This is a genomic window from Bartonella sp. HY038 (genome assembly GCF_014117425.1).
In the GTDB taxonomy this organism is placed as follows: Bacteria; Pseudomonadota; Alphaproteobacteria; order Rhizobiales; family Rhizobiaceae; genus HY038.
This window is the reverse complement of record NZ_CP059726.1, coordinates 70,518-94,118: the sequence shown is the minus strand read 5'-3', so window position 1 is coordinate 94,118 and position 23,601 is coordinate 70,518. Positions and strand designations below refer to the sequence as shown.

The following is a 23,601-nucleotide window of genomic DNA, read 5'->3' as shown; positions in this document are numbered from 1 at the left end:
TTGGTTGATAATCCATCCGCATTTTTTAGCCGAATTGCTTTAATGCTTGGAAGTCTATTAAGTTATCAATCAAAAATTGATAAAATTTTTCGTCACTTTGTTTATGTTGTTCATAAAGCGTGTCAATCAGTGCGGTCCAATGTCTAGCCGACTGATAGTGATATTTCACTTTTAAAAATTCGCTCAATTCATCATTGTAGTTTTTTCGGCTTTGCTCACTATCCGCCAAACACCTTGAATAGGCGTAAAGATAGCCATAGAAGAAATTGGTTATTTCGACTTGGCAATTTTCATCTATAAAAAACATGCCAATATGTTTTTTTATAAAGGCGAGGTTTTCTTTATCAATCATTATTTGCTAGCACCAAAATATTTTAAGGCAAGGCGTGCCAAACTATCAAGACTATAGCCAATGATACCAATTAGCAGAATAATTGCCATTAATTCAGGGTAATCCAAGCGATCACGCGCATCGAGGATAAAATAACCAAGCCCTGCATTAACACCCAACATTTCTGCCGGCACGATAACAATCCATGCAATACCAATAGCAAGGCGAAGGCCAACAAAAATTTGTCCAAAAATACCGGGAAGAATAACAAAAAATAAGGTTTCAACTTTAGTTGCGGCTAGGCTTTTGGCAAGTTGCAACCAATGGCGGTCAAGCTGGTTTACCCCTGCTGCGGTGTTTAACAAGATTGGCCAAATGGCAGCAAAGGCAATTAAAAAATAAATCGGCTTATCACCAACGCCAAACACCATGACCGCTATCGGCATCCAAGAGAGGGGTGAAATCATACGTAAGAATTGAAATGCCGGCGATGTTGTTTTAGCAGCTATTGTTGAACAGCCAACCATAAGCTCTAACGGGATACCAAGGATAAGTGCAAAAAACAGCCCAACCAATATGCGCTTTAAACTTGCACCAACATGCAAGATAAGATCTGGGCTTTGTAACAAATGCCAAAAGGCAGGAAAGGCAAGACTTGGCGAAAAACGCGCGGCAAAGCCATTGCCCTTTGCCCAAATATCAATAGCAAACCACCATAGAAAAACAAGGATAGCCAGCCCTAAAATGCCAAGATAAAAGGCTTTCAATTTTGCCGTGGAAGCCTTCAACGGTAATTTTGTTTGGGTTAAATGCACGCTCATTTATGCTTCAATCACCTCAACGCGTTCAAAATTTTGCTCAAGCCCAAAGGCCGGTAAGCCGCCAAATTGGAGAAGTGCTGCTTTAATAAAGCGATCATCAACAAGGTCTTTGGCGGCAAATTCTGGGTCTAAATTGGCAAGAAAAGCATTATCGCCGTGCATTAATGTGGTTTTTAAATGCTCGATCAATGATACCGTATAAGACGGGAGAGGGTAGGGCTGGAAACCGATGCGCTTTTCGCGCCATTCTGGGTGTTTAATCGCACCGCTTTTAAGATAGGCGCTATCATCACGGGCATTTTCCACCAGTACTTTTGTGAGTGCAGCAACCGAATGGGGAGTATAGCGGTTGGCATTATCCTTAGACAAAAGTTCCGCGGTTTTTTGGCGGTTGGCAATTGTCCATAATTGCGCATCAACAAGAGCATTAACCACATTTTGCGACCATTGCGGACGCTCCATCAAATCGCTTTCATTCATTAAAACAAGGCAGCAGGCATGGTCTTTCCAAACATCACCGGTAAAGCGCAATATTTTGCCAATGCCGGCAAGTTCACCAAGGGCGTTAAATGGCTCTGCAACAATGTAGCCAGCAATTTCGCCATTGGCAAGGGCCGGCACCATGTCAGATGGCGCAAGAATGACAAGATTAACCTCGCGCTCGCCAATGGTGCCACTTTTCTTTGAAACAGGGGTAAGTCCGGCTTTTTTGAGCAAAATTTGTAAAACAACATTATGAATTGAATACCAAAAGGGAATGGCAACGGTTTTACCGGCAAGATCATCAATCGAATTGATATTTTCAGCAACCGATAGCGCCGAACCTGACATATGGTTCCAAGCGACGACTTTTACCGGTGCTTTGCTATTATAACGCGCCCAAACGGCAATTGGTGACAAAACATGCACCGCATTGACTTGTTCTGCAAAAAACGCTTCAACCAATTGTGCCCAAGAACGAAACATCACCGGCTTTTCAGCCTTAACGCCATGTTTTTCAAAAAAGCCTTGGCCATGGGCAACCAGCAAAGGGGTGGCATCAGTAATTGGCAAATAGCCAATTTTTAATGGTTCATCTTGTTTTGCGCCACTTTGGGCATTGGCAAAACGCGTGTTTAATATGGAAGCCGCCCCTCCTGCGGTTAAAAGCGCGGCAAGGCGCATAATATCGCGGCGTGAAAAAAACTCATCATTCATAATATGTCCTAATGCTTTGGGTAAAAAATAAAATCAGCCATTCAATTTTAATGGGCTAGTTTTTGCATTATCTCGTTCTGGATGGCTAACGCCATTGAACTATCATTACCGTTTTGGCGTAAGTGTGTAAGATCCCACTCGCCAAGCAATTGACCCGGAGTACCGCCAATCAGCAAAACCCTATCGCTCACTCTTAAAGCTTCATCAATATCATGAGTAATAAGCAAAGCGGCACTTTGATAATCGCTAATAATTTTGATTAAAAGCTGTTGCATTTGCCCTCTGGTAATTGCATCAAGTGCGCCAAACGGCTCATCAAGCAATAAAACATCAGGCTGGCGGGCAAGACAGCGGGCAAGGGCGACGCGGCTTGCCATGCCGCCAGACAATTGCGCCGGCATTAATGCACCTGCATTTTCAAGATTAACTTCGCGCAGGGCACGTTCTATACGCTGATGGCGCACTTGGCTCTTTAATTTGGGCTGATGTTTAAAGTTAAGGCCAAAGGCAACATTTTTATAGACATTAAGCCAAGGCAACAAGCAAGGGTTTTGAAAAGCCATGCTAAGGCGCGGATGAACTTTAAAAACTTCTACACCGTGAATTTTGACCACACCATTTTGTGCGCGTTCAAGGCCACCCAAAATCCGCAATAGGCTGGATTTGCCAACGCCGCTTGGCCCTAAAATGGAAACAATCTCACCTTGTCGAAGCGTCAAGCTAAAATCAGTTAAAATGGTGGTTTTACCATCATGGCTGATTGTTATATTTTCCCCAGCAAGCACAATATCGCCTTTTGGTGCAGCTTCCCTTGCATCAAGCATATTATTTACGGGCATAGCTGCGAGAGGCACTTCATCTTGAAATGCGGATTGAGTAAAGGATCGACCGACCACATTATTTCCATTCATATAATTAAGTTATTTTATTGGTTTTGCGCTTGTAACACTGCCTTTAATTGTGTGATGCTTGGTGTGATAATAGGGATAAAAGCTGCTTCACGCAAGCGGCGTGCAAAATCGCTACCAGTTTTTTGCAAATAGGCTTTGCCCCCTAATGTTTGCAATTCAAGCCAAATGGCTTTAGTAACCAAATCAGCAAGGCGAATACGAATGCGAAATAAGGCTGCAATATCGCTAATGAATTGCTGTTCAATCAACCCTTGCTGTAATTCATTGGTAAGGCTTGCAAGATCACTTGTTAATGTGTCAATTTCTGCGTTCAGCACATTGCGGCCTGCGCCCTGATTATGCTGTGCCTCGTCTAAAATGCGCCGTGCAAGCCCCAAGGACATAGCGCATTGCATACCAATAAAGCCCGGACGAACGGGTGCTATTGATGCGGCAAGATTATGGAAGATAATATGCTTTTGATCAATTTGCACATTTTTAAGCGATATGGATGCGGTATGGCTGGCACGAAGAGCCGTTAAGTCCAAATCATCAGAGCGGGTAAGGCCAAGATCATCAGCGGCAAAGCTCGCAACAAAGGCGGTTTTGTCAGCGCGCTCAATCGCGGCAGCGATAACAAAATTGCCAAGCCGCAAATTGGTAACCCAAGGCATGATACCATCAACAATAGTTTTACCATTTGTTTCAGCACTTACCTTAATTTGCAATGTTTCCAAACCGGCCATAAATTTCATGGCATTGGAAAGTGCTGATGCACCGGCTAAACTGCCATTGATAATTTGCGGCAATTGCTCTATTCGTAGCTGTTCATTGTCGCTTTCAATTAAAAAATGAGCATAAGTTTTTTGCCCCCAAAGCACAAAGGCAGCCGTTAAAGAATGGTAGGAAAGGGCAGCAATTGCCTCAACACTATCGCAAATTGTGCCACCATCACCGCCAAAATCCTTAGCAACGCCAATGCCAATTGCGCCAGTTTTTAACAATTGCGGTAAAATTTCATCGGCTTTGTCGCTTTGCTCATCAAGACTATTGGCGTTTTGACTAAAATAATCAAGGCCAGTTAACCCATGGCGAATTTCATTAGATTGAAAAGACAAAGCCTTGCCCTCATTTTGCTGTTGTTGCATTTTTATCATTTGCAAATTTGCCTTTTCTTTTATTAATGCTTTATCGCTTTATTGATTTTTCATTCATAAGGCAATAATTGCTCATTAATTGGCGGTTGGCCAAGATTATTGCTCTATTTCCAATCATTTTGTGCGTGTCATTTCGTCACCTTTTTATAGTATCTGCTAAACTATTAGGTAATCATCCAAAAAATACCAGTATAATTTATCAAATATTACTAAAATTTTAGTTTTGTTTGCTGTAATGAACCTATATTCAATTGCATTTTTGAGATTTTACATATGGCAAAATATTTCAATAATTGCTTTTTTACAAATTTTGGCTATTTTCGTAAAGACGATGGTTAAACAACAGATTATTAAAAAGTGCGGGTGCAAAAATGCACACCGAAAAAAGCATAAAGGCATATTGCATGGATAAAACGCAACAGGTTAATGCGCAATGCTATCAGTTAGAAAATATGCGCTATGCTGCGCAAGTGATTGCAATTTTTCTTGGTGTCACTTCGCTCTATTTAGCCTCCTATGTCCAAATACCCATTGGACCTGTACCAATCACCTTACAAACTTTTATTGTTACATTTATAGGAGCGTTTTTTGGACCGCGCCTTGGTTTCATCACCGTTATTTTATGGCTTTTTTGTGCGGCCATTGGTTTACCACTTCTTGCCGATGGAAAGTCTGGCCTTGCACCTTTTTATGGCGTAACTGCCGGCTATCTTTATGCCTTTCCTTTTTCTGCATTTTTAACGGGTCAGCTTGCCAAAAAGGGTTGGAATGGCAGTAATTTGAAATTATGCATTCTTAATATGTTACTTGGAAATTTGCTTTGCCTGTCGCTCGGCGCTTTATGGCTTGCGAGCCAAAAAGGCGGACAAATTGCTTTTGTTTATGGCTTTATGCCATTTTTACTTGGTGCGATTATCAAGTCTTGCGCCGCAGCCCTTTGCCTTAAAATCATTGACATATATCTTAGGGGCAAAACCTATGGGACTAATTAAAAGCTAAGAAATATTTAAAATAAGCAAATGTGAAAGATGCATATTATTAAGCTATAAAATCGCTCTTTGCATCACATGTTTTCAATAACTCGCAAAATTGAGCCAAAAGGTTTTATTTGCAGTTAATGATTTCTATTATCACTGAAATAGGTCATTTTGATTTATCTTCAATAATAAAATGTCAATGGCAAAGCAATTATTAGCCCAAATTACATTGCCCCGCTTTTGTCTTTCCAAACAATGACGGAGCAATAAAACTGATATGATCAATTAAATTTCACATTAGAGCGCTTTCCGAAGAGTGTGAAGCGGTTTTCGGGTAAAAACGCGGTGTAAACAATGGATTAGAGCGCTGATCTGATCCAATCAGATCGAAATGCGCTCTAATTAGAATTTTGATCTAAAGCCTATAGTGGCGTTTAATGTATAACTATCGCCAAAATCGCTAAAGCTGGTGCGGCCATCAACTTCCCCATAAATGGAATAGCTATCATCTTTCCAATTATAGCTGAACCCTGTGCCCAAGCCACCCCAAAACCGGTCTTGGTTATTGCGGAAGTAAACCTTGGTCACACTAATTTCAGTGCCATTTAAAAATTCATAATAAAGATTACCAATAGCATAGGTTTTAAAACGGCGAATGTCACCATTTGATGCTTTCCAAACCCGTGCATGATCAAAAGACATGCCAAGTCGTCCGGTTAGAGCATCACCATCGCGGCTTTGTATATAGCCTTGATACTTATCAGAAAAGCTATTGAAATCAACGCTATTATAGGATAGTTGGGCTTGCGGCGTTATAGTCCATTCATTGCTTAGAGCGATTTTCTTACCAGTTTCAATGCTTAAACTATAGCCATTGCCGTGGTTGCCATTTGCTAATTTTTGATTTTGTAACCATTTAGAGCGCAGATCGCTATCAAACCACATAAGTTGAGCAACACTGTCGATATAAACATCATTATTGCCATACCATGTCAATGTGCCACCAAAACCATATGCGGTGGTTTTGATATCACCTGTGCCAAACCGCGAAGAGATATCAGCTTTTGCGTTACCATATTGAAAATAGACGCCGCCAATAAGTTGGCCGCTAGTAAAGCTTTGACTATAAAAATCTAAACCAAACTGCATTTTTAGCAAGTCAATATCATAATTAGACGCTGTTTTACTTACATGCGAATTGACATGGCCGGTTAATCCCTCGGCCCTCATCCAAAAGCCACGCTCTTCGGTTTTTGCCGCAAAGCTTTGGTTGCCATCGGTCAAAAGCCATTTGCGATTGCCAACGCGTTGTTCAAGTGTGCCTAAATTATTTAAACGCTGCAGAATTTGCGGATAAATTTCATATATTGGCACTGCTGGTGAATAAACAGGACTAGGTATAGGCCTTGGTTCGGGCACTGGTTGAGGCTCAGGTGTTGGTTTTGGCTCTGGTTGAGGCTCGGGTTTTGGTTCTGGCTCAGGTTTTGGCTCTGGCTTGGGTTCAGGCTTTGGTTCTGGCTCTGGCGTGGTATAAAGCGAGCGTAAATACCAATCACCAGTAAAATTACCTGCTACATTTCCTGCATAAAGTGAATAAGCATAAGCGCCTGCCGCAACAGCCACTCTTCCTTCAAAACTATAATCTCCAGCCAGTGTAAAGTTGCTTGTTTGGGATGTGCCGTCAACTTGGATAAGTTGAATACCGTTACCTGTGGTTAATGCGCCTAATCCATCACGATTAACAACATAAACATCTGTTGCACCACTTGCATTACCGGTAATATGTAAAAAGTCGGTGGCTGAATCATCATTGCCAAGAACCGTATCAAAAATTATTTTGCCGCTTGTGCTTGTATAATCGCCATTAATTGTCAGCAAGCCAATATTATTGTCGCCTGGCTTAATTGTGCCATTATTGACAGTGCTGCCAACAATGCCCAAGCCTTCAAGCGTGCCATCTGCAGTAATGTCAAGTGTGCCACCTAATTGACCATTTACCACAAGCGATCCACCGGTGATATTTGTTTCGCCCTCAAAATTGCTACTATCTGCTGTAAGCTTAGTGCGACCAGAAAACTGATTTATTGTTCCCTTAGCAATGCTCGTTGCAGCTGAAGTTAATTGGCTATTAAAAATATAATCTGTAGCATTATGATTAAAATTAAGTGTTGCATTGCCAAGACTAATGTTTGGCGCGTCAACAATTCCAGGAGCAATTGCTGCATCACCGGCTTTTGCACCAATATTTAAACTTGCAGAAGACGCACTTTCTGCTGCCATATAAATAGTATCTTGTGCTTTTAGCGTTGCATTATCATGAAGGGTTACGCTTGCCGTACCAGCTTTTGCGATATAAATATTGGTTGCAGAAGATACAACCGAACCATCGCCAGCAATATCGACATTTGCAGAACTGCCATCATTTACCGCAAAGATTAAATCATGAGCGGTTGAAAAAACACTTGCATTATTAAGAGTAAAAGTAGTCTGCCCAGCAATTGAAATAGCTGCCCCGCCAGTCGCATTAAACTGTGCGCCATTATCTAAATTGATTTGTGCATTGGCACCAACCTCTTGTGCAGTGTAGAAATTTTGTACAATAACCGCACCATTATTATTGACATTGAATATACCAGTGCCACTTTGAGCAACCAAAATATTTGCATTATTAACGTTTAGTATAGATCCTTCGCCATCAATATTAACTGTACCGGTAATACCAGATGAGCGACCAACAATAATATTTTGATCCGTATTGCTAAATTGCAGCTCGCCGCCATTTAGAATATCAAGGCGGCCATTACCTTGGCTGCCAATCCAAAAATCATTATTGCTACCGCTTATTTCAAGTTTTGATCCAGCGTCAGAAATTGTAAGATGTCCAGAAGAGCCAGTTAATACGCCGATTTGGCCATATTTTGCTTGTACATAACCACCATCTAGAATAGACATTGTGGTGCTATTGCCAGCAGCTGCCCAACCTAAATAAAGGGCGTCGCTAATATTAATTTGCGAGCCTATACCCGTTACAGTGATAGAAGCGGGTGAATTAATCCCAGATATGAAAGTTGCATTGAGGTTAACAATACCAGTATCTATTGAGCTTGTTCCAACCTTCAACGTTCCATCTATATCTAAATTTTCATTAACCACCCAAGGTGTTGATGTATTTCCTGTAGGGGAAACTGTTATTGTATCAGTAGCACCAATATAAGCACCAAATGCAAAGCTCTTACTTAAAACAAGTAGGGATACCCCATAAAACAATTTAAGAAAATTTGTTTTAGCCTTTTGTTTAAAAGTATTTGCGATATTCATGCACTCATTCCTAATATTTATATAGTTTTACCTATTAATATAATAAAATGATAATGCAACAATTTAAAAATTAAAAATTTTTATTAGCAATTGCTAAAATTATATATCTTTCGAATAGGCCGACAATTAACGCGTTAATTTTATACCACGCCGTTATGAGCAATATATTTTTCCACAGGGCAAAAGTGTTGCCTAATATAGGATAGGGTGACTTTTAGAGGGTAATAAGCCACTTGCCATTGTGATTTGACAAGTGGGTTTAAACTAGCACTGACTAATATACCAAATTCTGCGAATATTTCATAAAGCGATAAGGCGTAATTATGAGTAATCATGCATTAAATATTAAGTCAAATGGACTAAAAATCATTAAATAATTTATTGGCAGATGCTTTTTCTTGCAAATATTTGTTGTATTCATCAGTGAAAAATTGATGCATTTTATGAAAATTGTCGATTATATTTTCATAAATTTCGGTTTGTTTAAATTTTGCAATTGCATCGTTTAAATTGTCTATGTTGCAGTTCAATTGGCAATTAATTTCCTTTTTTTTTCTTTGAATTTCATTCAAAGAGATTCCCATTCCGTGCGGTTCAATTTCACGCAAAAACATTTTCAGATGACCAATTTCCATGCTAAGAAAAATGATAGCATAGGTTTTAACGCCTTTTAGCAACTTCAAAAAATCATCTTTTTCGTAAAAAATGTACCTTAGCTCAAATATTGATAATATTTGTCTTACAATATTTATCTCAATAGGATTATCTAACGCTGAATACACTGCCATAGAACTATTGCCAGCTAAATTATATAAAATGGGAAGTGCATCTTTCAAATAAATCAAAAAATATTCTAAAGAGTGATCATATTTTTCAAAAAAATCTATATTATTTTCATATATTGGCTTTATAATCTCTTTTCTAAATAATTGCGGTTCTAATTGATACAACATCAAAACGACGTTATCGGCACTTCTCTTTGAGAAGTGTTCGACATGTTTGAATATATTCCCATTAAACCAAGTCAAGCAATAAGCGGCAAAATATTCTTGGAAAGAGCGATGCGTAAAATCATAAGACAACCCGTCCTTTTTTAAAAAACATAGACTTTCGGTTAAGTCGCTTATTACATTTTGGGGTATCTGATTTAAACTTAACGGCTTTTGTGCTTCTCCAATAAGGGTCTCAAGTTCTTCTTGTGTAAATTCATATCTTTCTTGACTATAACTCTTTAAACAAATGAGAGAAATAAGTTTTTAAATTCTGTGCGCCCGAGGTTACAATATAACTTACGTTTATAGCCATTTTTCATCAAATCATGACGTTCAAATAGTGCACCGAATGCTTGCTCATAAAAATCCACCATAAGATCAGGTAAGTTTTGATTGTCGGCATAGGCAATCAGCATCATATAGGCTAAAAGCGGCGTTGTTAAAAAACTTTCATGGGTTTGATAGATTGATCCTAGATTATTTAAAAAGGTTGTTTTCTTTTCCTTATCAAAAGGTGCTTTTTTAATAAGGTCACGCACTTGTTTTTCATTTAACGGCAAAACCTTAATAATTTCAAATTGGTTCCAACCCGAAAAACACTCATCAGGACGGCTGCTAATAATGAGGGTAACATTGGGGTTATTTTCTCGCAGGGAAATGATATGCGCTTGCAGTTCATGTCGGTTATCATGTGTGACTTCGTCAAAGCCATCAAGCAGCAAATAAAAATTACCTGCCCTTAAGCCATTAGTAAAATTTTCCTTGGATATGGTTGAGCCTGTTTTTATCACCGATTGATAGATGAAATCTTCAAGGTCGCTATGTTTGGCTTTATTAAAACTTCTAAGTTCGAGAAAAAATGGAATTTTTCCACGCGGGTCTTCAAATAAGGAAATCCACAAATAACGCATAAACATGGATTTACCGCCGCCGCCGGTACCGGTTAAAACATAGGCATTGTTATCATAAGCATCGTTTATATTTTTTATACGCTCGATTAATTGGTAATGATCTACGTGTTGTTTATGAATTTCAAAATTTTGACCCGCATAAATATCAAGCATATTTAACGGTTTGGTGCCATCAAGTACAGTTTTTATCTTGGTGCATTTGTCAAAAGTTGCTTTAAGATGAGGTTTAAAATCTGTTTTGATAGAAGCAGGGTTAGCAAAGTGCTGTTTAACCCGCTGATCCACGTAGCTTTCGATTAATTTTTTGAATGCTTTTGCAAAACCTGCTGCAACAAAAGTTGTTAATACTTCCACCGTAATTCCCCATAATGATTTGATGCAATCATTAAAGCGGTAAAGTAGGTATTCTGCAAGTTCAAAAACAAAAAAACGCTTGGCAAGTGCTGCCAAGCGGTTGATTTGTATTCAAACAATATTTGTAAAATTAGCCAAAAAGCTTGTTCATGGTTTTGCTATAAGTTTTAAATATTTCATCACGCGCAATGTGTTTGCCATCGCGCACAACTTCAACGCCATTAACCCAAGTGCTTTTAACATCCACCGTTCGCGCAAAAATCCAATTGTCTAAAATTGCGTCTTCCTTAATCCAATCTTGACCTTTTAAATCAAGGGCAACAAAATCGGCGCTATTTCCGCATTTAATTGCGCTTTGGCTTTTTAGCGCTTGATCGCCGCCCTTTATCGCTTCATCAAATAAATGGCGGCCATTAGAGCCTAAAGGTTTGGCGATTGCATTACGCATATGGGTTTTTAAGCGCACGGAATATTCAAATTGGCTTAGTTCATCCGCAACGCTAATATTAACATTGGAGTCGCTGCCAATGCCAAAACGGCCACCATGTTCCATAAAGGGCAGGGCGTTGAAAATTCCATCACCAAGATTGCCCTCGGTTAGCGGACAAAGACCAGCAATTGCGCCAGATTTTGCTATATTGACGGTTTCATCTTCTGTTAAATGGGTGGCATGGATCAAGCACCAATTTTCATTAACCTTAAAGCGGTTTAACAGCCATTCCACTGGGCGCTCACCACTCCATGCAACGCAATCATCAACTTCTTTTAATTGCTCGGCAATATGGATATGGATTGGATTACCATCAGCAAGTGGCAAAATTTCCTTTAACTCATCTTCTGTTGCGGCGCGTAAACTATGGGGCGCGATGCCAACAATACTTTTTTCAAGATTTTTTGCGTGGCTCCGGCATGATTGAACCAGTTTTGCAAAGCTCGCTGTGTCATTAATAAAACGCTTTTGCCCGTCAACTGGTGTTTGGCCACCAAAACCCGCATGAGCATAAAAGACCGGCAATAGGGTTAGATGAATACCGCTTTTTTGCGCAGCATTGCAAATGCGGCCGGCCATTTCGCCAATATCATTATAGGGCTTGCCGTCAATATCATGATGCAAATAATGAAATTCGCCAACACGGGTAAAACCAGCTTCCAACATTTCGATATAAAGCTGTGATGCAACGGCTTCCACCTCGTCAGGATTCATAGCAAGGGCAAGGCGGTACATTTCATTGCGCCAGCTCCAAAAACTGTCAGGCGTTGCGCCGCGCCGCTCGGTATAGCCTGCCATGGCACGTTGAAAAGCATGGGAATGCAAATTGGGCATGCCGCTTACCAGCACGTTGTAATGGGCGCCTGTCTGCTGCGGATTACCATCATAGGCATTTTCGTCAATCGCAGTAATTGAGCCATTTTCAAAGCTGATCGCGACATTTTTTTGCCAGCCCTTAGCCGTTAATGCGCTATCTGCAAATATCTTTTGCATCCTATCCTCCACTTGTTCACAATTTTGTATCGTTCATATTTTTGTCAGCGTAGTCTTTTAACCTTTTGTATCAACGTTATTTTTACCGCCAATAATGGCTAAAATATTCACTTTTTAAAACTTTGGCAGGGTTTTAAAATAAATTTGATTTGAATTTAAAAACTTTCTACTTGCCAGATTTTTAATATGTATATACATTATAACAAAAATAGGGAGGCTTCAATGGGAAAAATCATTCCATTTACCACTTCTGTGCCGCAACATCATGTATTTGCCGGCAATGATATTCTTTTCAAAAATGTATCTTTAATGACAATGGTCGCCTCTTCGTCTGGAGCATCTGCGCAAAACAGCGCGTCAGATTCCCATTTAGGCATTATTAAAAATGGTGCGATCTTTGTAAAAGATGGTTTGATAGCCTTTGTAGGTTCTGAAAATGACTTGCCGGCAATAAAAAGCGATCATGATATTATTGGTCTTGGTGGCCGTTGGATGAGCCCAGCATTGATTGATTGCCACACCCATATTATTTACGGCGGCAACCGCGCCAAAGAATTTGAAATGCGCCTTGCTGGCGCAAGCTATGAAGAAATTGCCCGCAGCGGTGGGGGCATCGTGTCGACCGTGGGGTCGACACGAGCGTTAACGGTTGATGAAATGGCAGCAACATCGCTGCCACGTCTTGACCAATTGATAAATGAAGGTATCACCACAATTGAGGTAAAGTCTGGCTATGGGCTTGATATTAAAAGCGAGCTTGATATGTTGCGCGCTGCCCGCAAGCTGGAAACTTTACGCCCGATAAAAGTGCGTACCACGTGTTTAACTGCCCATGCAACACCGGTTGAATATAAGGGGCGCAACGCTGCTTATATTGACGAGGTGGTGTTACCCGTACTTGAACAAGGCGCACGTGAAGGTTTAATTGATGCGGTTGATGCATTTTGTGAAAATATCGCCTTTTCACCGCAAGAGTTAAAGCCAGTTTTTGATAAAGCAGTAGCCTTGGGCTTGCCCGTAAAGCTTCACGCCGAACAATTGAGCAATCTTGGCGGCGCAAAATTTGCCGCTTCCTATGGGGCGCTTTCGGTTGACCATATCGAACATTTGGACGAAGAAGGCGTTGCGGCCATTGCAAAATCTGGCACGGTAGCGGTTATATTGCCGGGGGCTTATTACACCATTCATGAAACAAAAAAGCCACCTATTGCACTTTTGCGCCAATATAATGTGCCAATGGCGGTGGCAACTGATTGCAACCCCGGCACATCGCCCTTAACATCGCTATTGCTCACCATGAATATGGCGGCAACCTTGTTTGATATTCGTGTTGATGAATGTTTAGCAGGTGCAACCCGTGAAGCTGCCCGCGCCCTAGGATTATTGGAAAGCCGTGGCACCTTAGAAGTGGGCAAACGCGCAGATCTTGCCATTTGGAATATTGATGAACCGGCCGAGCTTGTTTACCGCATTGGCGCAAATCCGCTTTATGCGCGTTATATTTCAGCACAATAAACAAAATTTACAAAAGCAAAATTTTTAAGAAAATGTCCAAATTGGACGGGAGGTAAAAATGACAATTACTTTAAAACCGGGTGAAGTAACCCTTGAACAAATTAGCGATATTTACTGGAATGGTACTAGCGTTAAACTTGATCGTAGTTTTGATGCAGCGATTGAAAAAGGCGCCGCACGCATTGCAGAAATTGCCCAAGGTAATGAGCCTGTTTATGGAATTAATACTGGCTTTGGCAAGCTTGCCTCTATCCGTATTGATGCAAGCGATGTTGCAACCTTGCAGCGCAATCTTATTCTTTCCCATTGCTGCGGTATGGGTGCGCCGTTAAGTCGCGACATTGTTCGCCTTATCATGGCATTAAAATTGGTGTCGCTTGGCCGTGGTGCTTCTGGTGTGCGTCTTGAACTTGTCCGCCTCATTGAAGACATGCTAGAAAAAGATGTAACGCCGCTTATTCCTGAAAAAGGCTCAGTCGGCGCATCTGGCGATCTTGCGCCACTTGCTCATATGGCAGCGGTCATGATGGGCGAGGGCGAAGCTTTCTTTAAGGGCGAGCGCATGAGTGGCGCCAAAGCCTTGGCACTTGCTGGTTTAAGACCAGTTATTTTGCAAGCGAAGGAAGGCTTGGCACTGATTAACGGTACGCAAACATCAACCGCACTTGCCATTGCTGGCTTGCTGCGTGCTTACCGTGCATCTTGCACCGCGCTTGTGACTGGTGCTTTATCAACTGATGCTGCTATGGGTTCATCTGCGCCATTCCATCCAGATATTCATACACTTCGCGGCCATTATGGCCAGATTGCCACGGCACGTACTGTGCGTGAATTGCTTGACGGCTCGCAAATTCGTGTTAGCCACTTGGAAAATGATGAGCGCGTGCAAGATCCTTATTGCATTCGTTGTCAGCCACAGGTTAATGGTGCGGCAGTTGATGTATTGCGCCACTGCGCTAATACTTTGGTCATCGAAGCCAATGCGGTTACCGATAATCCATTGGTGTTGAGCGATAATAGCGTTGTTTCAGGTGGTAATTTCCACGCTGAACCAGTGGCTTTTGCTGCTGACCAAATTGCATTGGCAGTTTGCGAAATTGGTGCAATTGCACAGCGGCGCATTGCCTTAATGGTTGACCCTGCGCTTTCCTTTGGCTTACCCGCCTTTTTGGCGGCAAAGCCGGGCTTAAATTCTGGTTTGATGATTGCCGAAGTAACATCGGCGGCATTAATGTCTGAAAATAAGCAAATGGCGCATCCTGCTTGTGTTGACTCAACCCCAACATCTGCCAACCAAGAAGACCATGTGTCGATGGCTTGCCATGGTGCACGCCGTCTGCTTGCCATGACTGAAAATCTGTTTTCAATTCTTGGTATTGAATTATTAATGGCAGCGCGCGGTGTTGAGTTTCGCGGCCCCTTAACCACTAGCCCACAATTGCAAAAAGCAATTGCGCATTTGCGCCAAAGCGTGACTTCGCTTGAGGTTGACCATTATATGGCACCAGACCTTGAAGAATGCCGCCGCATTGTTGCATCGGGTGAAGTGGTTGGCCTATTTGACCAAACAATATTCCCCATTTTAAAGGACTAAGTGCAATGGATGTCTTTGAAGTCAAACAAGGCACATCACCGCTTATTTTGGCCTTTCCTCATACGGGCACTTTCGTGCCCGATGATATTGCCGCCAATTTAAACGATACCGGCCGCTTGCTTACCGATACCGACTGGCACATTCATCATTTGTATGATGGGCTTTTGGATAATGTTACTACTGTTCGTGCGTTATTTCATCGCTATTGCATTGATGCCAATCGTGATCCTTTGGGCGTTAGCCTTTATCCCGGGCAAAATACCACAACGCTTGTGCCATTAACTGATTTTGATGGCAAAGATATTTGGACAAATGCCCCCGATATAGAAGAGGTGGAACGGCGCAAGCAACTGTTCCATACGCCTTATCATAATGCTTTAGTTGATGAGATTGCACGAGTAAAAGCCATTCATGGCTATGCAATCCTATATGATTGCCATTCCATCCGCTCACATATTCCATTTTTGTTTGATGGTATTTTACCAGATTTCAACGTCGGCACCAATGAGGGGCAAACCACCACAGCTAAAATGGAACAAGCGGTCATGGATGTGCTTAAAACTGCAAGCAACTATAGCCATGTGCTAAATGGCCGCTTTAAAGGCGGTTGGACTACGCGCCATTATGGCAAGCCGCAAGACAAGGTGTTTGCCATTCAAATGGAGCTTGCCCAAAGCACCCATTTGCAACAGGAAACATTGCCCTTTGCCTATGATGAATCCAAGGCAAAGGCATTGCGTACGCCGTTAAAAGCGGTGCTAGAAGCGGTGATTGCCAGTTGTGCTTAATTTGTTGCGCCTAATTTGTTGTGCTTGAAAACGCATCAGGCAGAAGCATTTGAATTTAATTTTGTAAATTAAACCCATTATCTTATACTTTTGGAGGAGTAAAAATGACCAGTAATCCACGTCATAATATCCGCGAAATCCGCGCCCCACATGGTAGTGAAATCAGCGCAAAAAGCTGGCTAACTGAAGCGCCATTACGCATGTTGATGAATAATCTTGATCCTGATGTTGCTGAAAACCCCAATGAATTAGTGGTTTATGGCGGTATTGGTCGTGCTGCTCGCACATGGGCAGATTATGACAAGATCGTTGAAACTTTGCGCAGCTTAAATGATGATGAAACCTTGTTGGTGCAATCAGGTAAGCCGGTTGGTGTTTTCCGCACCCATAAGGACGCGCCGCGCGTTTTAATCGCCAATTCTAACCTTGTGCCCCATTGGGCTAATTGGCAGCATTTTAACGAGCTAGACCGCAAGGGCTTGATGATGTATGGCCAGATGACGGCAGGCTCATGGATCTATATCGGCTCGCAAGGGATTGTGCAGGGCACTTATGAAACCTTTGTTGAAGCAGGCCGCCAACATTATAATGGCGACTTAAAAGGCAAATGGGTGCTAACGGGCGGCCTTGGTGGCATGGGCGGCGCACAGCCTTTGGCAGCGGTTATGGCAGGGGCTTCATGCCTTGCCATTGAATGTAATCCAGATAGCATTAATTTCCGTCTTCGTACCCGCTATGTCGATGCAAAGGCTGAAACCCTTGATGAAGCAATGGCCATGATTGATAAATGGACAAAGGCTGGCGAAGCAAAATCCGTGGCGCTGCTTGGCAATGCCGCAGAAATTTTGCCAGAAATGGTCAAGCGCGGCATCCGTCCCGATATGGTAACCGACCAAACCTCCGCTCATGACCCAATTAATGGCTATTTGCCCATTGGTTGGACAATGGCGCAGTGGAAAGAAAAGCGCGAAAGCGCCCCACAGGAAGTTGAAAAAGCCGCCCGCGCTTCCATGAAAGTGCATGTCGCTGCCATGCTAGATTTCCACCATGCCGGTATCCCAACTTTTGACTATGGCAATAATATCCGCCAAGTTGCCAAGGATGAAGGGCTTGAAAATGCCTTTGATTTCCCCGGCTTTGTGCCTGCCTATATCCGCCCATTATTTTGCCGTGGCATTGGGCCATTCCGTTGGGCTGCCTTGTCTGGCGATCCAGAAGATATTTACAAAACCGATCAAAAGGTCAAGGAATTATTGCCAGACCATAAAGAGCTGCATAATTGGCTTGATATGGCACGGGAACGCATCTCCTTCCAAGGCTTGCCAGCCCGTATTTGCTGGGTTGGCCTTGGCGACCGTCACCGCCTTGGTCTTGCCTTTAATGAAATGGTTAAAAATGGCGAATTGTCAGCACCAATCGTTATTGGCCGCGATCATTTGGATTCAGGATCAGTTGCTTCACCTAACCGCGAAACCGAAAGCATGAAAGACGGATCAGATGCGGTATCCGATTGGCCATTATTGAACGCATTGCTTAACACGGCATCAGGCGCAACATGGGTATCCTTGCATCATGGCGGCGGCGTTGGCATGGGCTTTAGCCAACATTCGGGCATGGTTATTTGTGCGGACGGCACGGATGACGCAAAACGCCGTATTGAGCGCGTTTTATGGAATGACCCTGCAACAGGCGTTATGCGCCATGCCGATGCAGGTTATGACATTGCAATTGAATGCGCCGGCGAACACAACCTTCGCCTGCCATCTATTTTGGATAACTAGAGTAAAAATCCTCCCAAGGAATGCCCCAAGGCGCAAAACCTTGGGGGCTTTTTGTTATTTTAATTGCTGTCTTAACAAATAATTATTAGCAATTATGTCTTCTATTTCTGTTAGGCTGAAACCAAGTTCATAAAGTACAATCAATTTAAATATACTTTGAGTTTGCAACATTAGCGTATAAACATCGTATCCGAACTGTGTATTTGGTTTTATATCAATACCGTTATGCGTATAATAGTGTCGTGTTTCCACAATATTGCGAATTAGCTCGACATAGTTCGTCCATTTGCCAATTATTACTTCTATTGGTGTTAAAAGATTTGTTAGTTCATCTTCTAATTTAAATTGAGTTGTGTTTTTATAACCGCCTCTTTTATACCTTGCAACATTTTCTAACGCCTGAGCAATTGCTAAAAATTCACTTTCAAGCAAAAATCTTTTGTGAATCTGTGTCGAATGATACAGAGTTAAGCCTGCCTCGATTTCTCTACACAGCAAAAAATAATTATGTAATATTGAGACAAGGCGACCTTGTACAAGGTCATAAGAAAATAAAAAATTATTTATCTTAAAATTTGGCATTTTTTCGACTGATAAATTGCTTTTATAGTAAGTTTGAGTGGCTTTTTGATAGCCATTTTCATCAAAGTAAACCAACACATTGTTAATTGTGGTGATATTATTGCATGCAAAAGAAAAGAAACTGTTTAGATTATGAGCAACTGATATAAATTTAGAAACGTTATCAGGCTTAATACTTGTGATTTTTAAAAAAGGTAATTTTTCAACTATAACTGTTTTAGCATCATGCGCCCAATTGGCTTTCAGAACGAGTTCAATTTTGAAACCGCTAAATTCACCGAGATAAATATTTTGTTCTTTCCCCCAAGTGACACTTTGTGGTTCAATTTCAAAATTTTTCTTGATGTTAAAATCTTGACCATGTAACCAAGTCTCTAATCCCTCTAATTTAAAACGCATTTGGTTTATTTTAAACGGCGCCATATGAGAAGTATGATGATCCAATAAAGCCAAGTCTGCACTTAAAACAATATCATCGCCAATAGATGTGTTTAGTATACAAGATGTTATAAAACAGCCTTGTAAAGTTACATCAAAATTGGTTTTTATAATACCAACTACATTAAATTTAATATCCTCATTGAAAAAATTTGAAGCGTCAAAATTTTTAAAACTTTCAAACAATTTTAGTCGAATATCGCCACCATCTTCAATTGTAAGATGGCCAATGACACCATCTTCTTTGCTTTGTTCTGGAAGCCAGAATTTGCCCATCACATCAATTGGTTGATCTAGCCGCATATATTCCCCCTCACATTTGCTAGTTAAATATCGTTCACTCTATGTTCTCATAAATATAAGTGTTTGTAAAGGTTAAAGCAAAAGGCTTGTATTGTTAATGCAATTGATTATGCTAAAGCCATTGTAAACAATGGTTCGCTTATTGATGAATATTATAAATCTTGATTTTTTTATTTCAACCATGCAATTGCTTGACTATGATTGTATTTACCAACACGATAATAGCGTGATTGAATTCGACTTGGTTGATGATAAAATTACGATAACTAAGAAATATAATCCGATATATTTAAATGATAGTCTTTTCGCGGCTGTCACGCCATTAAAATTTATTGAAGCAGAACAATATAGGCTTTATGTGGGGCAGGGTGATGGGCATGGATCAAGCGGATTTATTATCCTTTGCGAAGATGATGTTTTAAAATGGTTTTTATTTTGTAATACTTCCAATCCATTTGAAGATGCGATGTTAGTCGGCGATTTTATTTTATGCCGCACAAATAATGGTAAGACCTGGAAAATTAATATGAAAAGTCCTGAGAAAATACAAATAGGTAATTAGCATTTACGCATAGTCTCATTTACAGCAGATAGGTGTTATTTTTTTTCATAATGAGTTTTCAAACATAACAAACGCATTTAAAAATACTAGAGCGCCGATTTGGTTGGATCAGATTAGCGCTCTAATCCATTGTTTACACCGCATTTTTGTGTCCAAAAACCGCTTCACACTTTTCAAAAAACGCTCTAAAATATCCTGAGTGGGTATTTTTAAATATAGCCTGCTGTTTTACCTATAAAATCTTTGTGTTTTGGCAATCGCTTGACTTTAAACTGGCTTTCCATCTTTATAAGGTTAAAAGCTGAGTGCAAATAAAAGCAAATCCACCCTTTACTAAAATGCCTTGATATTTTGGGAGAACCCTATGGCCAAGCCGCAAATTTCTACCCTTGATAAATCGCATTGCCAGCCGCAAGATGGTTTACCCACACCGCAAATTTATTGGGCATGGGCAACGCTGATGATTGGCCTAACGCTTGCTGTACTTGATGGTACTATTGCCAATGTTGCTTTGCCAACCATTGCTAGTGATTTTGCCGCTGGGCCTGCTGCCTCCATCTGGATTGTTAATGGGTATCAGCTTGCCATTGTTATCACTATTTTGCCGTTTGCGGCCTTGGGCGAGATTTACGGCTATCGACGTATTTACCTTATAGGCGTTGCGGTGTTTACGCTTGCGTCTATCGCATGTGTTTTTTCGCGCTCGCTTGAAATGCTTACTCTTTCACGCATTATTCAAGGCTTTGGAGCCGCTGGATTGATGAGTGTTAATACTGCGCTTTTAAGATTTTGTGTGCCGCAAGCAAAATTTGGTACTGCCATTGGTTTAAACGCGTTTGTCGTCGCGCTTTCTTCCACTATTGGTCCAAGTCTTGCGGGCGTAGTTTTACAATATTTAAGCTGGCCTTGGCTATTTTTCATCAATGTACCGCTTGGCGTTTTAACCATTGCCATGGGTGTAAAAACTTTGCCGTTAAATGCACTATCGCCGCGAAAATTTGACTATTTAAGTGCTGTTTTAACCGCCATTGTTCTTGGTCTTACAATTATCACTATCGATAATGCCGGTTCTCATATGTCGGTGCCGCTTTTATTGATGCAAATTATAATTATCATTACCGCAGCTATTTGGCTTATTCGTAGGTCGCGGCAAAAAAGTGACCCACTTTTACCTTTGGATTTATTGGCCATTCCAGTTTTTAGCCTTTCGCTTTGCACCTCGATCATGTCGTTTTTGGCGCAGATGATGGCACTTTTATCACTGCCATTTTTATTGCAGGTGGTTTATGGCTATAAGCCGATTGAAGTGGGCTTTTTGATGATGCCTTGGCCTATTGCCCTTGCAATCATTGCGCCAATTTCTGGCAAATTATCGGATCAATATTCGCCTGCCATTTTAGGGTTTATTGGTCTTGTTGTTTTAGCCATTGGTTTGTTGCTGATAGGTTTTTTGCCAACCGAGCCAAGTATCATTGATATTTGTTGGCGGTTAGCTATTTGCGGCATTGGTTTTGGCCTATTTCAAGCACCCAATAACCGTCTCATCATTACATCAGCACCAAAGCCGCGAAGCGGAGCAGCAAGCGGTATGCTTGGTACGGCGCGTTTGCTTGGCCAATCGCTTGGTGCTGCATCGGTTGCATTGTTTTTAGCAATTTCAGGTGTAGATAATATTGCAAATATTATGTTTATTGCGGCTGGCTTTGCCACTCTTGCCGCCTTAATTAGTATTTCGCGCCGATAAAAATAAAAAAGCCGCTATTTTATTGCGGCTTTTGTTTAATCCATCAGCAACTTATCATCGTCAAGTGCTTCACCGCGCACTTTGGCAAACATATCTAGTAAATCGGGTACATCTAAGCCTTGGCGTTCTTCATGGGCAACGTCAAGAATAATTTTACCACCATGCAACATTAAAGTACGGTTGCCATAATCAAGTGCTTGGCGCATAGAGTGGGTCACCATCAAGGTGGTCAACTTATTTTCGCTCACAATACGGTCGGTAAGTTTCATCACAAATTCTGCCATGCCTGGGTCAAGCGCGGCAGTATGCTCATCAAGCAATAATATATCGGCTTTTGCCAAGGTTGCCATAATCAACGATACTGCTTGGCGTTGTCCACCAGAAAGCATATCCATGCGGTTTTGAATACGGTCTTCAAGTCCAAGACCAAGGGCCGCAATGCGATCACGAAATTCTTTATGACGCTCTTTACCAATTGCCGATTTTAACCCGCGTTTTTCACCACGTTTTGCCGCAAGTGCTAAATTCTCTTCAATAGTAAGCGAGCCACAGCTACCAGCTAGCGGATCTTGGAAAACACGAGCAATCTGGTTAGCGCGCTTTGCCGTTGGCTTTTTTGTAACATCACTATCATTAATCATTACTTTGCCATTGGTTGGCAAAATATCGCCTGCTAAAACTCCAAGCATGGTGGATTTACCCGCACCATTGGAGCCAATAACGGTGACAAAACTGCCGCGTTCTATTTCAAGATTAATGTCAATGAGGGCGCGTTTTTCAAGTGGAGTGTTTTTCTTAAAGACAACATCAATATGAGAAAGCTTAATCATATTTTTTTTGCTCCCAAATATTTAGGCACAATAAGAAAGAGAGCCACAATGGTTGCGGTTACCAATTGCATATCTTTTGATGGGTCTACGCCCAAAATACCGCCCAAAGCTAAAAAGACAGCAATACGATAAAGCACTGAACCAATAATACAGGATATTAAAATAACAAGCAGATTGCGAGTTTGAAATAATGCTTCTCCAATAATGACCGCTGCAAGACCAAAAACAATGGTTCCTATACCGCCGGTAATATCCATACCATGATTAACCTGCGCAAAAAGGGCGCCACCAATTGCCACTAAGCCATTTGATAAAGCAAGACCGAGATAGACCTGAAACGAGGTATTAATGCCCTGTGCACTCGCCATTTTTTTGTTGATACCGGTTGCGCGAATAGCAAGCCCGGTTTCACTTGCAAGAAACCGCCAAAAAATCAAAGCCGTAATGAAAACTAATATGCCAATGACAATAATACGCATATAAAATGGTTTTAGGCCAAATAGTCCTTCAAATGGCGTAAAAATTGAAGGCGCATTACCAACTTGTAAATTGCCCCCTCCCATAACATGCAAATTTATCGAATAAAGGGCTGTCATAACCAAAATGGAAGCAAGAAGATTCAAAATATCAAATTGCAAATTAAGCAATGCTGTTACAAGTCCTGCTAAACTTCCGGCCGCAAAAGCCGCTACCATAGCAAGCCAAGGATTAAACCCAGCGACAACCAATGCAACATAAACCGCACCACCCAGCACAAAGCTACCATCTACGGTAAGATCTGGAAAATCTAGAACCCTAAAAGACAAGTAAACACCAATACCAACAAAGGCTAGTATGAAGCCCATCTCTACGGCGCCCGTAAAGGCAAACATGCTCATGGTCCAACCTTTCTGTTCTTCTCGATATATATTGTTTTAAGCATTACTCGTATTCTCAATAGCGTCCTTGTTTATATCAATTCAAACGGATTTCAACATTTATCGAAAAATGTCAATGTTTAAGCGCATTTTTATAGGGTATTGGCTAAAATTTG

Annotated in this window: 19 protein-coding genes; 7 read left to right on the top strand and 12 right to left on the bottom strand. The window is 41.3% G+C overall.

The annotated features are described in order from the left end of the window. Window positions 1-25: 25 nt before the first annotated feature. Genes H3299_RS14915 through H3299_RS14895 form a run of 5 tightly spaced genes read right to left on the bottom strand, consistent with a single transcriptional unit; the run spans window position 26 to window position 4,396 of the window. Window positions 26-352 carry a hypothetical protein gene (locus H3299_RS14915; protein ID WP_182419956.1) on the bottom strand — a complete coding sequence of 109 codons (327 nt, stop codon included), beginning with the start codon at window positions 350-352 and terminating at the stop codon, window positions 26-28. Then, entirely contained in the window at window positions 352-1,152 is an 801-nt protein-coding gene (locus H3299_RS14910) for an ABC transporter permease (RefSeq protein WP_182419955.1), read from the bottom strand. Before H3299_RS14910 ends, H3299_RS14915 begins: the two co-directional genes overlap by 1 nt. Continuing rightward, the gene (locus H3299_RS14905; RefSeq protein WP_182419954.1) at window positions 1,153-2,349 is read right to left on the bottom strand and encodes an ABC transporter substrate-binding protein; all 1,197 of its coding nucleotides are present in this window, start codon (window positions 2,347-2,349) and stop codon (window positions 1,153-1,155) included. It lies immediately after the preceding gene. A 47-nt stretch (window positions 2,350-2,396) separates the two neighbouring features. Further along, a complete protein-coding gene (locus H3299_RS14900; RefSeq protein ID WP_246708266.1) occupies window positions 2,397-3,245 on the bottom strand; it encodes an ABC transporter ATP-binding protein in 849 nt (282 codons plus the stop codon). Window positions 3,246-3,274: 29 nt separating this feature from the next. Next, window positions 3,275-4,396 (bottom strand): acyl-CoA dehydrogenase family protein, encoded by a 1,122-nt coding sequence (locus tag H3299_RS14895; RefSeq protein ID WP_182419953.1) that lies wholly within the window; start codon window positions 4,394-4,396, stop codon window positions 3,275-3,277. 404 nt (window positions 4,397-4,800) lie between these two features. On the opposite strand from H3299_RS14895, the gene H3299_RS14890 reads away from it, so the two are divergent. Then, entirely contained in the window at window positions 4,801-5,388 is a 588-nt protein-coding gene (locus tag H3299_RS14890; RefSeq protein WP_182419952.1) for a biotin transporter BioY, read from the top strand. A 387-nt stretch (window positions 5,389-5,775) separates the two neighbouring features. Here the strand turns inward: H3299_RS14890 and H3299_RS14885 are convergent, their stop codons facing one another. From H3299_RS14885 to H3299_RS14870, 4 genes are all read right to left on the bottom strand, one after another. After that, window positions 5,776-8,691 carry an autotransporter outer membrane beta-barrel domain-containing protein gene (locus tag H3299_RS14885; protein ID WP_182419951.1) on the bottom strand — a complete coding sequence of 972 codons (2,916 nt, stop codon included), beginning with the start codon at window positions 8,689-8,691 and terminating at the stop codon, window positions 5,776-5,778. Window positions 8,692-9,050: 359 nt separating this feature from the next. Continuing rightward, a complete protein-coding gene (locus tag H3299_RS14880; RefSeq protein ID WP_182419950.1) occupies window positions 9,051-9,773 on the bottom strand; it encodes a hypothetical protein in 723 nt (240 codons plus the stop codon). Between the two features lie 149 nt (window positions 9,774-9,922). Further along, the gene (locus tag H3299_RS14875; protein WP_182419949.1) at window positions 9,923-10,948 is read right to left on the bottom strand and encodes an NACHT domain-containing NTPase; all 1,026 of its coding nucleotides are present in this window, start codon (window positions 10,946-10,948) and stop codon (window positions 9,923-9,925) included. Window positions 10,949-11,078: 130 nt separating this feature from the next. Continuing rightward, window positions 11,079-12,431, bottom strand: coding sequence for a formimidoylglutamate deiminase (locus H3299_RS14870; protein WP_182419948.1), 1,353 nt, complete (start codon window positions 12,429-12,431; stop codon window positions 11,079-11,081). Window positions 12,432-12,740: 309 nt separating this feature from the next. Here H3299_RS14870 and hutI point away from each other — a divergent pair, with 309 nt between their 5' ends. The 4 genes from hutI (at window position 12,741) to hutU (ending at window position 18,109) form a co-directional block, all read left to right on the top strand. Next, window positions 12,741-13,946: an imidazolonepropionase gene (gene hutI / locus H3299_RS14865; protein WP_246708272.1), complete on the top strand. Its 1,206-nt coding sequence runs from the start codon at window positions 12,741-12,743 to the stop codon at window positions 13,944-13,946. Window positions 13,947-14,004: 58 nt separating this feature from the next. After that, window positions 14,005-15,540 (top strand): histidine ammonia-lyase, encoded by a 1,536-nt coding sequence (gene hutH / locus H3299_RS14860; protein ID WP_182419946.1) that lies wholly within the window; start codon window positions 14,005-14,007, stop codon window positions 15,538-15,540. Between the two features lie 5 nt (window positions 15,541-15,545). Continuing rightward, window positions 15,546-16,328 (top strand): N-formylglutamate deformylase, encoded by a 783-nt coding sequence (gene hutG / locus H3299_RS14855; protein WP_182419945.1) that lies wholly within the window; start codon window positions 15,546-15,548, stop codon window positions 16,326-16,328. Window positions 16,329-16,432: 104 nt separating this feature from the next. Next, entirely contained in the window at window positions 16,433-18,109 is a 1,677-nt protein-coding gene (hutU, locus tag H3299_RS14850; RefSeq protein ID WP_182419944.1) for a urocanate hydratase, read from the top strand. A gap of 54 nt (window positions 18,110-18,163) precedes the next feature. Here hutU and H3299_RS14845 read toward each other — a convergent pair whose 3' ends face one another. Continuing rightward, window positions 18,164-19,432, bottom strand: a complete 1,269-nt coding sequence (locus H3299_RS14845; RefSeq protein ID WP_182419943.1) for a HEPN domain-containing protein — start codon at window positions 19,430-19,432, stop codon at window positions 18,164-18,166. Window positions 19,433-19,577: 145 nt separating this feature from the next. Here H3299_RS14845 and H3299_RS14840 point away from each other — a divergent pair, with 145 nt between their 5' ends. Together H3299_RS14840 and H3299_RS14835 are read left to right on the top strand one after the other, a co-directional pair. After that, window positions 19,578-19,994 (top strand): hypothetical protein, encoded by a 417-nt coding sequence (locus H3299_RS14840; protein WP_182419942.1) that lies wholly within the window; start codon window positions 19,578-19,580, stop codon window positions 19,992-19,994. Window positions 19,995-20,358: 364 nt separating this feature from the next. Beyond that, window positions 20,359-21,738 carry an MFS transporter gene (locus H3299_RS14835; protein WP_246708264.1) on the top strand — a complete coding sequence of 460 codons (1,380 nt, stop codon included), beginning with the start codon at window positions 20,359-20,361 and terminating at the stop codon, window positions 21,736-21,738. Between the two features lie 35 nt (window positions 21,739-21,773). Here H3299_RS14835 and H3299_RS14830 read toward each other — a convergent pair whose 3' ends face one another. Together H3299_RS14830 and H3299_RS14825 are read right to left on the bottom strand one after the other, a co-directional pair. Then, the gene (locus tag H3299_RS14830) at window positions 21,774-22,568 is read right to left on the bottom strand and encodes an ABC transporter ATP-binding protein (protein ID WP_182419941.1); all 795 of its coding nucleotides are present in this window, start codon (window positions 22,566-22,568) and stop codon (window positions 21,774-21,776) included. After that, the gene (locus H3299_RS14825) at window positions 22,565-23,446 is read right to left on the bottom strand and encodes an ABC transporter permease (RefSeq protein WP_182419940.1); all 882 of its coding nucleotides are present in this window, start codon (window positions 23,444-23,446) and stop codon (window positions 22,565-22,567) included. Before H3299_RS14825 ends, H3299_RS14830 begins: the two co-directional genes overlap by 4 nt. Window positions 23,447-23,601 lie beyond the last annotated feature (155 nt).